Origin of the sequence: Paraburkholderia sp. JPY465 (genome assembly GCF_050436725.1) — a bacterium.
GTDB lineage: Bacteria > Pseudomonadota > Gammaproteobacteria > Burkholderiales > Burkholderiaceae > Paraburkholderia > Paraburkholderia youngii.
On record NZ_JBNDMT010000006.1, the window covers coordinates 812,857 to 827,572 of the forward strand.

The 14,716-nt window shown below is 62.9% G+C and carries 18 protein-coding genes; 12 read left to right on the forward strand and 6 right to left on the reverse strand.

Features of this window, described 5'->3' with window-relative positions; all coding sequences use genetic code 11:
• The first annotated feature begins 120 nt into the window (after nt 1-120).
• The 4 genes from QFZ94_RS37080 to QFZ94_RS37095 all read left to right on the forward strand — a co-directional run bounded on the left by QFZ94_RS37080 (nt 121) and on the right by QFZ94_RS37095 (nt 1,856).
• The gene (locus tag QFZ94_RS37080; protein WP_410852761.1) at nt 121-456 is read left to right on the forward strand and encodes an ArsR/SmtB family transcription factor; all 336 of its coding nucleotides are present in this window, start codon (nt 121-123) and stop codon (nt 454-456) included.
• Nucleotides 449-928, forward strand: coding sequence for an SRPBCC family protein (locus QFZ94_RS37085; RefSeq protein WP_152852848.1), 480 nt, complete (start codon nt 449-451; stop codon nt 926-928). Before QFZ94_RS37080 ends, QFZ94_RS37085 begins: the two co-directional genes overlap by 8 nt.
• Before the next feature lie 119 nt (nt 929-1,047).
• Nucleotides 1,048-1,476 carry a VOC family protein gene (locus QFZ94_RS37090; RefSeq protein WP_429462959.1) on the forward strand — a complete coding sequence of 143 codons (429 nt, stop codon included), beginning with the start codon at nt 1,048-1,050 and terminating at the stop codon, nt 1,474-1,476.
• 131 nt (nt 1,477-1,607) lie between these two features.
• Nucleotides 1,608-1,856 (forward strand): hypothetical protein, encoded by a 249-nt coding sequence (locus QFZ94_RS37095; RefSeq protein ID WP_429462960.1) that lies wholly within the window; start codon nt 1,608-1,610, stop codon nt 1,854-1,856.
• Nucleotides 1,857-1,885: 29 nt separating this feature from the next.
• Here the strand turns inward: QFZ94_RS37095 and QFZ94_RS37100 are convergent, their stop codons facing one another.
• The 3 genes from QFZ94_RS37100 to QFZ94_RS37110 form a co-directional block, all read right to left on the reverse strand.
• Nucleotides 1,886-2,170 carry a hypothetical protein gene (locus QFZ94_RS37100; protein WP_429462961.1) on the reverse strand — a complete coding sequence of 95 codons (285 nt, stop codon included), beginning with the start codon at nt 2,168-2,170 and terminating at the stop codon, nt 1,886-1,888.
• A gap of 139 nt (nt 2,171-2,309) precedes the next feature.
• On the reverse strand, nt 2,310-2,636 hold the full coding sequence (locus QFZ94_RS37105) for a DUF190 domain-containing protein (protein ID WP_429463654.1): 327 nt from the start codon (nt 2,634-2,636) through the stop codon (nt 2,310-2,312).
• A gap of 165 nt (nt 2,637-2,801) precedes the next feature.
• Nucleotides 2,802-3,584: an ABC transporter substrate-binding protein gene (locus tag QFZ94_RS37110; protein ID WP_429462962.1), complete on the reverse strand. Its 783-nt coding sequence runs from the start codon at nt 3,582-3,584 to the stop codon at nt 2,802-2,804.
• Between QFZ94_RS37110 and QFZ94_RS37115 the strand changes: the two genes are divergently transcribed.
• The 8 genes from QFZ94_RS37115 to QFZ94_RS37150 are packed head-to-tail and all read left to right on the forward strand — an operon-like array spanning nt 3,574 to nt 9,415.
• Nucleotides 3,574-3,816, forward strand: coding sequence for a hypothetical protein (locus QFZ94_RS37115; protein ID WP_429462963.1), 243 nt, complete (start codon nt 3,574-3,576; stop codon nt 3,814-3,816). The genes QFZ94_RS37110 and QFZ94_RS37115 overlap by 11 nt on opposite strands.
• A gap of 46 nt (nt 3,817-3,862) precedes the next feature.
• Nucleotides 3,863-4,390, forward strand: coding sequence for a Na+/H+ antiporter subunit E (locus QFZ94_RS37120; RefSeq protein ID WP_429462964.1), 528 nt, complete (start codon nt 3,863-3,865; stop codon nt 4,388-4,390).
• Nucleotides 4,383-4,643: a monovalent cation/H+ antiporter complex subunit F gene (locus tag QFZ94_RS37125; RefSeq protein WP_176378568.1), complete on the forward strand. Its 261-nt coding sequence runs from the start codon at nt 4,383-4,385 to the stop codon at nt 4,641-4,643. The genes QFZ94_RS37120 and QFZ94_RS37125 overlap by 8 nt, the downstream gene beginning before the upstream one ends.
• Nucleotides 4,644-4,646: 3 nt before the next feature.
• On the forward strand, nt 4,647-4,889 hold the full coding sequence (locus QFZ94_RS37130; protein WP_018433708.1) for a hydrogenase subunit MbhD domain-containing protein: 243 nt from the start codon (nt 4,647-4,649) through the stop codon (nt 4,887-4,889).
• Between the two features lie 3 nt (nt 4,890-4,892).
• Nucleotides 4,893-5,237, forward strand: coding sequence for a monovalent cation/H(+) antiporter subunit G (gene mnhG / locus QFZ94_RS37135; protein WP_410852757.1), 345 nt, complete (start codon nt 4,893-4,895; stop codon nt 5,235-5,237).
• Nucleotides 5,234-5,935 (forward strand): Na(+)/H(+) antiporter subunit B, encoded by a 702-nt coding sequence (locus QFZ94_RS37140; protein WP_429462965.1) that lies wholly within the window; start codon nt 5,234-5,236, stop codon nt 5,933-5,935. Before mnhG ends, QFZ94_RS37140 begins: the two co-directional genes overlap by 4 nt.
• 16 nt (nt 5,936-5,951) lie before the next feature.
• Nucleotides 5,952-6,326 carry a sodium:proton antiporter gene (locus tag QFZ94_RS37145; RefSeq protein WP_410852755.1) on the forward strand — a complete coding sequence of 125 codons (375 nt, stop codon included), beginning with the start codon at nt 5,952-5,954 and terminating at the stop codon, nt 6,324-6,326.
• Complete coding sequence (locus QFZ94_RS37150) at nt 6,320-9,415, forward strand: proton-conducting transporter membrane subunit (RefSeq protein WP_429462966.1); 3,096 nt, start codon at nt 6,320-6,322, stop codon at nt 9,413-9,415. Before QFZ94_RS37145 ends, QFZ94_RS37150 begins: the two co-directional genes overlap by 7 nt.
• A 93-nt stretch (nt 9,416-9,508) precedes the next feature.
• On the opposite strand, the gene QFZ94_RS37155 is transcribed toward QFZ94_RS37150, so the two are convergent.
• The 3 genes from QFZ94_RS37155 to QFZ94_RS37165 all read right to left on the reverse strand — a co-directional run bounded on the left by QFZ94_RS37155 (nt 9,509) and on the right by QFZ94_RS37165 (nt 14,210).
• Nucleotides 9,509-10,180, reverse strand: a complete 672-nt coding sequence (locus QFZ94_RS37155) for a hypothetical protein (protein WP_368582657.1) — start codon at nt 10,178-10,180, stop codon at nt 9,509-9,511.
• 27 nt (nt 10,181-10,207) lie between these two features.
• Entirely contained in the window at nt 10,208-11,689 is a 1,482-nt protein-coding gene (locus QFZ94_RS37160) for a cytochrome-c peroxidase (RefSeq protein ID WP_429462967.1), read from the reverse strand.
• 121 nt (nt 11,690-11,810) lie between these two features.
• Complete coding sequence (locus QFZ94_RS37165; RefSeq protein WP_429462968.1) at nt 11,811-14,210, reverse strand: alkaline phosphatase family protein; 2,400 nt, start codon at nt 14,208-14,210, stop codon at nt 11,811-11,813.
• Nucleotides 14,211-14,716 lie beyond the last annotated feature (506 nt).

Below are 14,716 nucleotides of genomic sequence, written 5' to 3' on the forward strand. Positions count from 1 at the left end.
TGCCGCAGACTTTGTTGCGCGCACCGATAGTGGGACCCACGAGGCTTCCCCACTCTCCTTGACATGCAAGCAATCTCTTGCCTATAGTAAATGCAACAGATCACTTGCCTATAGCCGTTCATGGCCGAGCTTCCCGACGACACAGACCTGCTGTTCAAAGCCCTCGCCGATCCGAGCCGGCGCAAGCTGCTGGACGTGCTGCACGCGCACGACGGCCAGACCCTGAACGACCTGTGCGAGCACCTCGACATGACGCGGCAAGGCGTCACGCAGCATCTGGGCCTGCTGGAAGCGGCGAACCTCGTCGTGACGGTACGCAGCGGGCGCGAAAAATTGCACTTCCTCAATCCGGTGCCGCTGCAGCAAATCTACGAGCGCTGGATTGCCAAGTTCGAAAAGCCGCGCCTGAAGGCGCTCTCTACCCTGAAACGACGCCTGGAGAAAGGCAATGACTAGATCCACATTCGTCTACGTGACCTATATCCGCACCACGCCGGAACAGTTGTGGTCGGCACTCACCGACGCGGAGTTCATCAAGCAGTACTGGTTCGGCATGCACTGCGATAGCGAATGGACGGCGGGCTCGTCGTGGAAACTCGTGTCGAGCGCGGGGGAGACTTTCGACGCGGGCGAGATCATCGAGGCTGTGCCGCCGCGGCGCCTCGTGATTCGCTGGCGGCATCAGAAGCGGCCCGAGTTGCAAGCCGAAGGCGATTCACGCTGCACTATGGAACTCGAACCGAGCGGAACGGCGGTCAAGCTGACGCTCACGCATACGATCGAGCGCGATCAGTCGAAGTTCATCGAAGCGGTGTCGGGCGGCTGGCCGAAGATCATGTCCAACCTCAAATCGCTGCTGGAAACCGGCTCCATCGCGTTGCAGGAGGCATATCCGGCCAATGGCGGCAGTCATGCCGGGAAGGCATGAAGCGGAGGGTACACTGAAGAGCAGCAGGTGTCGCGTGCTCACAGGTTCGATAGCCGACCGTCCGCGAAATCACGCTGATAGAATCGTCTGCCTACCCTCGCCCGTCTCAGGGAATCAGCATGGAAATCCAACCCTATCTGTTCTTCAATGGCCGTTGTGAGGAAGCCATTGCGTTCTATCGTTCGGCGCTCGGCGCGCAGGAGTTGCTGAAGCTGCGCGCGAAAGACGCGCCGCCCGATCCCGCTCGCCCGGTCGCGCCCGAACACGCCGACAAGATCATGCACGCGACGCTCGTCATCGGTAACACGCACGTGCTGATGTCGGATGGCGATTGCCGCGGCGGCGATACCGTGCACGCGGGCTTCAGCCTGTCGCTCACCGCCGACGACCAGGCATCCGGCGAGAAATATTTCAACGCGCTGGCGGACGGCGGACAGATCACGATGCCGTTCCAGCAGACCTTCTGGACCAGTGGCTTCGGCACGTTGATCGACCGCTTCGGCGTGCCGTGGATGGTCAACGTGCGGCACGAGGAGCCCGCGGCATAGCCTTTGGAGCGGGCCTCCACTGAGCCGCCTGCTGCGCGCGGTTCCGCGTCCCGTTCTATTGAGCGCACGAGCCCCGAGCGCATGGAACGGCGCATGCTGCTCCGAAAGCGAACCAGCCAGGAGAACCGTCGATGCAGGAAGTTCATCTCCACCGCGGCTTCACCATCACCGTGCTCGTCGAGGACGACCTGGCCGGCGGTTCGTCGATCACCACGCGAATCGATCGCACCGATACCGACGCTCGCGACCTCGAAGCCTGGACCGCTCCGCGTCATGCGCGCTCCGCGCTGCGCGGCAAACCCGCGATCGGCGAGGCCGTCGACAATGCCCAGCGCGCGATCGACTCAGCATTGGGCGACCCCGATCCGTTGGACGAATAGTTAGGCCATGCGCCCCGTCCGAGCGACGCTTACTGCGTCGCGGACGCCCCGCTCGCCGGCGTGCTGTGGACCGCCGCGGCGGCGCTCGCGGCGGGCGACGCGCTCGCTGCCGCGCCCGCCTCGCCGTTCGCGCGATTCGCCGCGTCGCTATCGCCCGGTGTGCCACGCGGGCTCGCCGAATTGCTCATGACACCGCTGCTCATCTGGCCCGTCGAGATGCGGCCGTTCTCGGCCGAGCGCTTGCAGCCGGATGCGCCCGCCATCAACGCAATGGCCGACAGCGCGATCAGCATGTTTGTCGCAACTTGTCGCATGATTCGCTCTCCCTGGGGATGACTCCAGTAGCGAAGCATTCGACATGCCCATCACAGCCCTGTGCGGCTGCATGCCCGCGCGCGTACGCGGACCAGGTCGAGAAAACGAGGTTCGGGACCTGCCATCGGGGCCGGCCGTTCAAGCCCCGTCGTCCTCTCCGACGACGCCGAACTCGGCCGTCGTTTTGACGTAGAACAGATGCAAACGCTCAGCGCGCAGACGATCGAACAGCCGATCGGCTTCGTCGCTCGTCACCGCCATCACGACGGACAACGGTTGATCGGCAAGCTCGAAGAAGTGCGCGGAGTGAATGCGATGATGATGGCCGATGCCTTCGCAAGCCGGAATCACGGTCGCGCCGCGCAGGCCGAGTTCGCTCGCGAGACGCACGAGCCAGTCGGCAAGCGGCTTGCCATGGTGGCTGCGCCCCTGCTGGGTGAAGAACGTGATCTGAAAGCCCTGCATGTCAGTGCCTCCCCAATGCGGGTCGGGCCGGATGAAGCGGCGCTTGCAGCTGATTCGGGCATACCGGCTCGCCACATCACGGCTCAGGAAGGTCATGACACCAGTTTAGATGTCGGGCCGCGCGAGTGCCAGGTCCAGGCTGGCCACTTGCAGCGCGGTCCCGGCTCACTGACCGTACACGTCGAAGTCGAAATACTTTTTCGCAATGCGGTTGTAAGTGCCATCCGCGCGGATATCGGCAATGGCTTTGTCGATCTTTTCCTGCAGATCGGTATCTTCTTTACGCAAACCAATCGCCGCGCCGCTGCCGAGCGTTTTCGCGTCGTAAAGCGGATTGCCGGCAAATCCGAAGTCCTTACCGCGCGGGGTGCGCAGAAAGCCGATATCGGCTTGCACCGCGTTCTGCAATGACGCGTCGATACGGCCGGCAAGCAAATCCGAATACACCAGATCCTGATCCTGATACGGCACGATCACCGCGCCGGCCGGCTCCCAATACGTCTTCGCGTAGGTTTCCTGAATCGAGCCCTGCTCGACGCCGATGCGCTTGCCCTTCAGCGCTTCCGGCGTCGGCACGATCGGCGAGCCCTTCTTCGCGACGAGACGCGTCGGAATGCGGAACACCTTCGACGAGAACCCGATCTGCGCCTGACGCGCGGGCGTCATCGACATCGTCGACAACACGCCGTCGAATTTGCGGCCTTTCAGCGCGGGAATCATGCCGTCGAACGAATTCTCGACCCACACGCATTTCGCGTTGAGCCGGCGGCAAATCTCATTGCCAAGATCGATATCGAAGCCGACGAGCTTGCCGTCGGCGGCTTTCGATTCGAACGGCGGATAGCTCGCGTCGACCCCGAACCGCACGGTCGACCATTCCTTGGCGATTGCGCTTCCGGACGATACGGCCAGCAGTGCAATCGTCAGGGTGGCCAGCATGGCTTTCATTGTTGCTCCTTATCGGTTTTTTGATGAATTCAAACAGGCGGCACACCGTTATACGCGGGCCGCGAGAAACCCGACATTCGACCGTGTTCCGGCGATCCGCACAAATTCATTAAAAAATCAATTCATGCGGGCGGCGCATAGCTTTGGATCGGGCTTCGGCGGGCAAACAGCCCTATCGTGGTCCTTTTTCAATAAACGAGCGTCGATCGGCATCGGGTTTGATTTGCCATAAATTGTCACTTAGAATTTTCCGCACGGCCTCCTTAGGAACCGATGACATGGCTTCGAACAACGGAAAACCGGTGTCGTCGTTCGTTCCTCGGGAAATGGCCGGCCTCTGGGTCGTCCTGTTCGTCATCTGGATGGTCGCGAATGCATCGCTCGCGATCGAACCCGCTCTCGTCGGTCTCGTCATTACCTTCGTCATCGCGCGTGTCTTCGTTTCGTCGAGCGAAGCATGGCAGCGCCTACGTCTAACGCCAGCGGCGCCGTATCACTTCGCCGCGTATAGCGTGACCTTCATCGTCGAGCTCGTACGCGCCAATCTGAATGTGATGGCGCTGGTGTACTCGCCGCGTATCGACATCAAGCCCGGCATCGTCAAGGTTCGCACTCGCCTCCAAACACCGCTCGGCCGTCTCGCGCTCGCCAATTCGATTGCGCTCACGCCGGGCTCGCTCGTGATGGACATTCGCGACGACATACTTTTCATTCACTGGCTCGACGTGAAGACGACTGATATCGACGAAGCGACCAGGACACTCGTCGCACCGTTCGAAAAGCATCTGGAGAAAGTCTTTGGCTGAGATCATGCTCCGGATCGCCGGCGTGCTGATCTTGTTCGCGATCCTGTTCGGCGTGATCCGTCTCGTGATCGGCAAGACACTCGTCGACCGCATCGTCGCGATCGACGTGCTGACGGTCATCTCGCTGTCGCTGATCGCGCTGTATGCGCAGTTCTCCGGTCGTTTCGTCTATATCGACGTGGCACTCGTGTATGCACTGCTGAGCTTTCTGGCGGTGCTGGCGATTGCGCGCTTTCTCGAAAGGGGGCTGTGAACGATGCTCGAACTGCTCCTGCTGCTGATGTGCGCGAGCATCCTCGTGAGCGGAGTGCTGGCCGTCTGCCTGAAGAATCTGCTCGCCGCGATGGTGAGCTCGGGACTCGCGAGCCTGTTCGCGGCGGTCGCCTTCCTGCTGCTCGCCGCGCCGGACGTCGCGATGGCCGAAGCCGCGATCGGCTCGGGACTCACGACCTTCGTCTTTCTGTACGCGATCCGCAAGACCGGCTATCAGAAGGGCTAGCGCATGTTCGAATTGACCGGCAGCGTGTTCATCTTGTTGGGCGCCGTCTTTCTGTTCTCTGCCGGCCTCGGGCTGCTGCGCATGCCGGATGCGTATACGCGCATTCAGGCCGGCACCAAGGCGTCGACGCTCGGCAACATGCTCGTGCTCATCGGCCTCGCGTTCTACCACCCGAGTTGGACCTTCCGCCTGATTCTGCTGATCTACTTCGTGCTCGTGACCAACCCGGTGTCCTCGCATGCGCTATCGCGCGCCGCCTGGCTGATCCGCACGCCGATGACCCCATCCACGATCACCGACGCGCTCGCCGACGAAGACGCACGCACCGCCGGGAAGGCCGAATCATGATGCGTCGCGTGTTCGCGCTGCTGACGGTGCTGCTGTTCGCGGTCGTGTTCTGGCGGATCGTCGGCGGCTATGCGGAGTTGCAGGGGCTGCGCCCGCTCGCGTGGTACCACGTCGTCAGAGGGCCGCTCGAACTCGGCGCGCCGAACATCGTGACCGGCATCCTGATCACGTTTCGCGGCTTCGACACGCTCGGCGAAGTCGCGGTGCTGTTCATGGTCGCGGCGAGCGTCGGCATGCTGCTGAAAGAGGAAAGCGCAACACCCACCGCTGCGCCGGACGAAGCTGCGCTTGCGCGCCGGCCCGCCGGCGAGATCGTACATACCGGCAAACAGGTGCTGCTGCCGATGATCTTCACCTTCGGCGGCTACGTGATCGTCAACGGCCATCTGTCGGCGGGCGGCGGCTTCCAGGGCGGCGCGATCGTCGCATCCGCGGTGATGCTGATGCTGCTCGCGCGGCCCCGCTCGACGCTGAACGTGGCGCTGCTGAGCGTCGTCGAGTCGCTCGCGGGCGTGCTCTACGTTTGCATCGGCATTCTGGGCCTCGTGCTCGCGGGCGGTTTTCTCGACGCGCGCTTTCTGCCGCGTGGCCAGTTCGGCGCGTTCTTCAGCGCCGGCGCGATCCCGCTGATTTCCACGCTGCTCGGTGTCAAGGTCGGCGCGGAGCTTAGCGTCATCATCGACCGGTTCAGAAGCTGAACGAAAAGGAGAGCGCATGAGCACCGGCATCCCGGTTTCGAAGATCCTGCTGATCACGGGTTTCTGCCTTTCCTTGATCGGCCTGTGGGGCATGCTGACCCACCGCAATATCCTGCGCATCATCATCGGCTTCGCGGTGATCGACACGGGCCTGCACATCGTGATGGTCGCGACCGGCTACATCACGGGCGGCACTGCGCCGATCATCGATGCGGCGCTCAGCAAATCCGCGGCCGCGCACCGCGCGATCGATCCCGTTCCATCGGCGCTCGTCGTCACAGCAATCGTGATCGGGCTATCGGTCACCGCCATCATGCTGTCGTTCGCAATCCGTCTCTACGCGGCCAAGAAGACGCTCGCCATCGACGCCTTCACCGAGTCGAAATGGTAGCCGCGCTGTTCCATCCGTTGCAGATCTTCATTCTCGGGCTCGGCGGCGGCTTCGTCATTCCGCTGCTGTATCGGCTCGGCAAGCCGTGGCTCACGCTCGGCTTCTTCATCGCGCTGTGCGGAATCGTGCTGGTCTCCGGGGTGTCGTTCTACGGCCTGCTCGACGGCGGCGATACGATCGAAGTGCTGACCGCGGGTGCGCTGCCGCCGGTGTCGATCAATCTGCGCTTCGGCTTGTGGGAAGGCTTCTTCACGTTCAGCGTCAACGTGGTCGCGCTGCTCGGCGCCTTGCATCTGTGGGACCGACTGCGCGGCAACTACGCGGCGTTGCTGCTGTACCTGATTCTGGTGATGGGCATCGACGGCATGGTGATGACCCGCGACCTGTTCAACCTGTTCGTGTTTCTCGAGATCGTGTCGATCGCGACATACGGCCTGTTCGGGCTCGAGCGCACGCCCGCCGCGCTCGCCGCCGCGTTCAAGTACATCCTCGCGACCGTGATCGCGTCGACCCTGTTCCTGCTCGGCGCGGTGCTGCTCTACCATGTAAGCGGCACGCTGAACATCGACGAATTGCTGTCGCTGCGCGAGCAGATCGGCGGCCCGATCGGCACGGCCGCGATTCTGCTCGTGTTCGCGAGTCTCGTGATCGAGCTGAAGCCGTTTCCCGCCAACGGCTGGGGGCTCGACGTCTACGAGACCGCGCCGAGCGGCGTCGCCGCGATGGTATCGGTCGGCGTGTCGGCGGGCGTGTTCTTCGCGCTGCTGAAACTGCTGCCGCTTTTCGACGGCCAGCTGACGCTTCTCGCCGTGTCGGGCGGCGTCACGTTTCTGTTCTCGAACCTGCTCGCGATCAAGCAGACGAAGCCGCAACGCGTGCTCGGCTATTCGTCGATCGGGCAAATGGCGCTATTGATGCTTTCGCTCGCGTTGCTGCGCCAGGTCGGCGCGGACGCATCGATCCCGCTCGTCGTCGGCGGCCTCTTCATCAACCATCTGTTCGCGAAGGCGGGGCTGTTCTGGCTGAACGGCGTGCTGCGGCGGCATGGCGACGACGCACGCGCGATCCTGTCGCGCAGCCCGTTGCTGATCGGCCTGCTCGGCCTCTTCCTGGTGGCGATCGCGGGACTGCCGCCGTTCCCCGGCTTCTGGGCGAAGTGGGAACTCGTAATGCGCCTGACCGCCGCCGGCAAGCCGTACTGGATCGTGCTGATCCTGAGCGGCTCGCTGCTCGAAGCGGGTTACATGTTCCACTGGTTCGTGCGCGCGCTGGCGCCGTCCGGTGTCGAGGCCAAAGCGCGCCCGAACCTCGCCGCGCTGCTGCCGCTGTTCGGCGTCGCCGTGCTGCTGATCGCGGCGGCCTATATGGCGGCCGTGTTCTCGGGCGTCGCGTCGGCGTGGATCTTCTCGCCGCTCGCGGCGGGCGCGCTGTTCTATGCGGCCGATCGTCTGCCAGGGCGCGTGAAAGGCGTGCTCGCGGTGATCGCGATTGGATTGATCGGCAGTCTGCTTTGCGAGGGCGCGGGCCGTATCGCCGGGCTGTTCGCCTGGCTGCTGCTCGCGGGCAGCCTCGTGATCGCCGCGGCGAGTCTCTATCGCGACGATGCGCGCCCCGGCTTCTATCCGATGCTCGTCGTGCTGTCGCTGTCGATTCCAGCGCTGCTGCGCTCGTCGACGTCGCTCGAATTCTTCTATAGCTGGGAAATCATCACGCTGTCGTCGTGTTTCCTGATCGCGAAGTGCCGGCGCGCGGGCCCGCACGTGCTGACCTTCCTGCTGTTTTCGCTGCTGGCGGCGTTCTTCCTGCTGGCGGGCTTCGCCAACGTCGCGGTGATCGACGACACCATCGCGCTATCGGCGCTGATCCATTCGGGACCGGAAGCGAACCACGCGTTCGTGCTGCTCGCGGCCGGCTTCCTGATCAAGGCGGGCGCGATCGGCGTGCACGTATGGCTGCCGGGCGCCTACACCGAAGCGGAAGACGACATGACCGCGATGCTCTCGGCGGTGGTCAGCAAGGTCGCGATGTTCGGCCTGCTGATCGGCACCTATCTGACGATACGCTCGGAGGTCGGCCTCGAACTCGCGCACGTGATGACTTGGATCGGCATGCTGACGACGCTATTCGGCGCGCTGATGGCATTGCGGCAGAACGACTTCAAACGCATGCTCGCGCTGTCGAGCATGAGCCAGACCGGCTATATCGTCACCGCGATCGGCCTGATGAGCCATCTCGGCTGGGTCACCGCGCTGTACCTGGTCGCCAATCACATGTTCGTGAAGGGCATCCTGTTCCTCGCGCTGGCGGGTGTGATCTTGCGCACCGGCACGCGCAACTTCGCCGATGTGGGCGGTCTCGCGCGCGAGATGCCGCTGACGTTCGCGATGGTCGTGATCGCGCTCGTGTCGATGTCGGGCCTGCCGCCGCTGATGGGCTTCGGCGGCAAATGGCTGTTGTTGAGCGCGATGATCGACAAGGGCTGGTTCGGGCTCGCCGTGTGCGGGCTGCTCGCGACCTGCGCCGGCTTTCTGTACATGCTGCGACTGTTGAACGGCGTTTTCCTGAAGCCGCGCCCGCCGCAGCGGCCACAGGTGCGCGAAGCGCCGGTGATGCTGCTGGTGCCGCAGTTCCTGTTCGTGGTCGGAATCGCGATCCTGTCGTTCTTTCCAAAGGTGTTGCTCGAACCGGTATCCGCCGCGATCGATCCGCAGTTCGCCGCGACACTGGTATGGGGCGGCATGTCGCTCGAAAGCATCTACGGGTTCTGGAATCCGACGCCGGTCGTGATCGTCGTGCTGATCGTCACCGCGATCGTGTTCGGACTCGGTGCGCTGTACTACCGCAGCCGCCGCGGCAACGCGCGCAACGCTCCGGACTTTTACCACTTCTATCGGCCCATGCTGAGCCGCACGGTGCCGCCGGTCGCGCAGATTTTCTGGCGCGGCCTATCGCATTTCGCGCTCGCGGCGGCGGCACGGATACGGCGCGTCTATACCGGCAACGGGCAGACCTACGCGCTCTACGTGCTGCTGTATTTTCTCGTGATCTATTTTGCTAGCACGGGATTGAGTTCAGCGGGGACGCCATAGCGGTGCGGGTGGTCCCGGCGCGGCGGCATGGGAGCCGCCGCGCATGAGGTTCCGCGCGATCCGGTCGTGCGCACCCCGTTGGCAACTCAACGATCAGCGAACGAAATATTCTTCCGCTACCCAGCCGTCCTTGGTCAGGCGCACGCCCTCGCGCAGCTGCATGGTGCCGGCGCCTTCGATCACACGCGCCACCATCGGGAACACTCGCTGGAACTCGGATGTCCTGGCAAAAGGCGCCGGGTCGATCTTATAGGTGTAGAGCACCGAGGTCCTGGTCTCGCCGTCGCGGGTCACGGGCGGCTCCCAGCCCACCACCTTGTCCAAAGACAGCGTAGCCACGCATAGATCGGCGTCGTGCGTGAGGGTCTTCCCGGGTGTCGCCACCACCACCGGATTGTGCAGGTAGAACTTCCTGCCTTCGTCGGTCAGCACATACTCGCGTCCCGGAGCCTCGATCCTGGCTCCGTCCTCGCCAGTGCGCTCGACCATCATCGCGGTGCTCTTGACGAGGCCCAGCTTTTCCATCACCGGCAATTGCACCGCATCGCGGGAATGCGTGACCACGGCGTCCTGATCGGCCACGTGGATGGGCCAATCGTATTTCGCCACGCACAGGTGGCCGCGGTCGGCGAGGTAGTGCGTGATGGTGTTGGTGAAGTTCTCCGCGGAAGGTTCGGTCTTGTTCTGGCAACCACCCAACAAGAACGCCGCCGTCAGGGAACACGCAATGGCAGTGCCGCGCACCGCATTCGAAAAATGCATCATCGTGGATAGTTCAAGTATTCAGAAGGATCAATTCACGCAGCTACCGCTCGTGGGCTGCGTTGCGGGAGCGTGGTAGCCATCGCTCAAGGTATTCAGGAAACAGATCACGTCCTGCACGTCCTGATCCGACAGTTGCGGCGCCGAATGGACAGCACGCGGCTGCGCACCGTTCAACGCGGTGGTGCCGCCCGCGTCGGTCTGGCCCTGCCCCAGCGGCAGTTCCTCGTCGATATTGCCCTGGTAGGCGGCCGGCAGATCGTTGAACATATTCACCGTCGCGCCCGCTGCATAGGTGGGTTGCAGCGCATAGCTGGGGTTGCTGGTCAGTTTGGTCGAATCGCCACCCGTGGACGGATACCAGTACTCAGGGTTGGTGTCGCGTGTGTTGTAGAAGCGAACCACCTGCTCGAGCGAGTGGAACACGCCGTTGTGGAAGAACGCGTTGCGCGCGGCGACGTTGCGCAGCGTCGGCACCTTGAAGCGGCCGCAATACGGATCCGGGTTGTTCACGCCCGTAAAGGGGTCCGGGCCGGCGCCGCTGGTGGCCGAAAGCGGTGTGTGGCTGTCATAGCTGCCGTTATTGATCGGGCCGCACAGTCCCATGTCGTAGTAGCTCGCGTTCAGGTTGGCCGCGATGGGGTTCGGATTGTCCGGGATCGACGCGTCGTTGCGCGGCGCGCCGATCGCCTGATAGGTGAAGTCGGTCCCCAGCGCGTTCGAGCCGTTGAAGTTCGCGCCCATGAAATGACAGGCCACGCAGCCGGCTCCGTGATCGGTATCGTTGAACAGGTTCATTCCGCGAATTTCGGCTGGCGTCAATGTTCCGCCGATCTTGTTGTTCGCATACAGGTCGAATTTGCTGGAATACGGCGCAAAGCTCGGGTCCTCATTTTGGAAGGCCTGCAGCGCGAGTCCGATGTCCTGGAACGCCGTGTCCGTATCGCCGAACACGGCCGGGCCATACACCGCCGTGAACTTTGCGGCATATGCGGAGTTCTTCACCGCCTGCACCACCGCGTCCTTGGAGGCGTTGTTCATCTCGATGGGATTGAGGAGGGGCAGCGCTACCTGATCGGCCAGCGTCTTGCCGCGGCCGTCCCACATGAACCCGCCGCCCGGCGCGTTCGCCGTGATGCCGTCCGGGTTCGAAGCATTGTCGTCGTAGGCCGGCGTCATAGCCTTGTAGCGTAGCGAAGGAACCGCGCGCTGGCCTTCCGATACGCCATCGGAACCGAGCTGCACAGCCAGGCTGTTGGGCGGGCCGTAGGCGAACGCCGGATCGTGGCAGGACGCGCATGCCTGGTTCTTGCCGCCAGACAGGTTCTTGTCGAAGAACATTTGCTCACCGATCTGGGCCGCCGCGCTCAGTGTGCTCGTAGGCGCCGACCCCGGGGACCCCGTCGAGCCCGTGCCGGCGTCAGTCGAGGACGACTGCGACGAGCCCCCGCCCCCGCAAGCGGCCAATGTTGACAAGATGACATACAGCGCCCCCGCATAAACCTTGCGCATCGCTACTCCCCGGCTTTGTTCGATAAAACGGCCGGCGGGGGAGCGGCCGAACCATTCCCCCGCGCAGGCTACTGCTTGATGAATGGCACGCTTGCGCGTGCTTGCCCTTTAGTACTTTTTATTACTTCGCTGCCCACAGGTTCTTCTGGGTCGCGTCGGGACCGACTTGCGCCGGATCGTTGACGTCACCCGTCTGGAACCTCTGCGTGTAACCGGCCGGAATCACATAGGCGTGGTTCATCGGACGAACCGCGTCGTAGTGCGTATCGGCGCTGCCAGCGTATTCAGGCAGGTTGGCGATGTTCTGCGCAATGTACGATTCCGTGTACTTCGAACGGTTGGCATACGAAGTCGGAACACCTGGGTCGGCCAGCTGGAACATGTCCTGCAGCGTGCGCACGAACGAGAAGTGGCTATACGTATCGCTGTCGGCGACGCCCTTCGGCGCGGTGCCGACGTCTTGCTGGTTGGTCATCAGCACAAAGATCGAGTTGCCGTGACCCTTGTTGCCGTTGCCGTACTTCGCCTGGACCGGAGTCCAGGTGCCGTCCGCGTTCTGCATCTGCGTAGCCTTGCCACCCACGTCCCAGCCGCAGCACGAGCTGCCGGCGCCGTTGGACGCGCCATTGCCTTCGTCGAACATGACCACGATGGCAACGTTGCGCTGCTTGTTCTGCCACAGCGGCGAAGCCTTGATCTTCTGCACCACCGCGTTGGTGTAGAAGTCGGCGCGGGTCAACAGCGAGTGAGCCGGAACGGTACCCGAGGCGGTCGTGCTGTCCTTACAGGTGCCGTCGCTGCCGGTGCCGTGCAAGTCATCACACTGGTCGGGCATGATGAAGTTCAGCGTACCGACGTCGCCCTTGGCCAGGTCGGTGCTGAACTGGTCGACGTTGTAGCCGGTCGGAACCTTGTAGAGCGTCGTGCTGGTCAGGTCGGCCGCGTTGGTGTAGTACTGGGTACCGAAGATCGTGCGGTTGTTCGCGTAGAACTCCGGCTGGTTACGCACGTTCTGATAGGCCATGCCCGGATGGTGCTTGGTCTTGTAGAGCGAGCCGGGCATGGCGAACGGCGTGCCCGTCACGGTGATGCCGCCGTCGGTCTGGTTATAGGCCTGCGATATACCCGTGTCACCGAGGCTGTCGGCGCGCGGATCCTGACCCGGGTTCATGGATTCGCTGTAGGTACGCCACGTCAGGCCCGCGTTCGAAATCTGCGTGAACAGGTTCGGCGCGTTCATGATGTTGTGGTTGGCAACGGAGCCGGTGCCATCCGTCGAGCACGCCTGGTTGGCGGCTGCCGTGTAATTGGACAGCAGCGATCCAACGGCCACGGTGGCGCCGCCGGCGGTAGTACCGATGATCGGGTCGTTCGGCGTCAGCGCAACGTGGGCCGGCAGCGGTTGGCCGTCGGAAGCGGTGCCGCCGGCGAAAGGCTTGTCCGTCGGGGCGGTGGTGCCGGTGGCGGCGCAACCCCACCAGTTGTCGTCGCCGATACCGAAGTCGTCGGCGCCGCCCAAGGCGGTGTAGTTCGGCTCGGACGGGCTGCCGGTCGCGAAGTAGGTCGAGAAGTAGTTGCCGTTGGTGATCATCGAGTTGACCGCCGGCATGTACGCCGAACCCTTGACGCGGTTCGTGCTGCTGTTCTCCAGCATGATCACGAAGATGTTGTCGTAACGCGGAATCGCTTCGACGTTGAACGCAGCCTGCTGGGCTTGTGCGAAGGTGATCGCCTTACGCGCATCCGTCGGGATGGTCTCGCCAGCGGTGATGCCCGAAACGCTTGCCAAGGTGGGATCGCCTCCGGCAACGGCCAGCGCGTCAGGGTACTTGTCGCCACGATCGAGCTTCGTGGTCGCGTACGTGTAGCGGTTGATCAGTGCATTTTGTTCGAACAGCACGGCATACTGCTCGGCGCCGGACAGAGTGTTGACGTCGGCCAGGACGTCGGCGGCAGGAACCGTCACCGACGCGTTGTTGAACGCCGGGCCCGACAGACGAGTCGACAGATTGGCCTTCTCCGCCGCGTACTTGGTGCCGTTGGCTTCGACGAGCCGCTGCACTTCGCTCGACAACGGGCTGATCACCACCTTGCCGGCGCCCTGGTCGGCGATCTGGTCGGCCGAAGCGCGCAGGATCAGGTGGCTCGCGACCTTCGCGCCCGATGCCGTGTTGGTGGCCGAGGTCGTGATGTCAGCGACGAGCGGACCCGAGGCGGTCGTGGTCAACGAGAAATGGCCGTTGGCGTCGGTTTTCGCCGAGGCTTCGCCGTTGTCGAGCACACCGTTGCCATTGGCATCGACGAACACGGTGGCACCGGAGTAGTAGCCGGCCTTCAGGTTCGGGTTACCGGTCGCGCTGCCCGGTACGAAGGCAGCTGCGGCGACCACGCCCGAGTAGGTCGTGCTGGCGTTGTTGTTGGGAGCGGGGCTGTCCGAATTTCCGCCGCAAGCTGCGAGCACGCAGGCAGCGGCAACGGACGTTAGACAAAGCGCTGGACGCATTTTGTGATGCGATGACATTTGGAGGACCCTGTGTGAGTTGTTTCGGCAACCGCTTCTTTTATGGGGGGCAACACTTAGTAAAACGAGCGAATAATATGAAGGGATTGTGTAAAAAGTATGTCTGCCCACGATAAGGATTAGCGTGACAACCCGACTTGGTTCAGTTCGCGACGTCTTGCGAAAAGCCGCAATGCACGGGCAAGCGGTAAAAATGTTCCCGACTCCGCGCTACTGTTGATAAACACTCGAATGCTTCGCGTGCGTGGTGCAGCATCGTGTGTGTGGCAGGCTGGGCTTAGGGTTCGGCCGCGGCGCGGATGGCATCATCCGCCTCGCGTGAGCCGAACCAATGCACAAAGGTTTGAAAAAAACGATGCCTTTTCAGGCAAAGACGCCCTCGCAGGAAGACGGACGACCAGCGCGATAAGAGTAACGAAAAGAAATATTTCGCTTTTCTTACTATCGATGAATTACGTTATCGACGAGTACAAATAAGCCAAATACCAGCGCCAATAACGACGCCG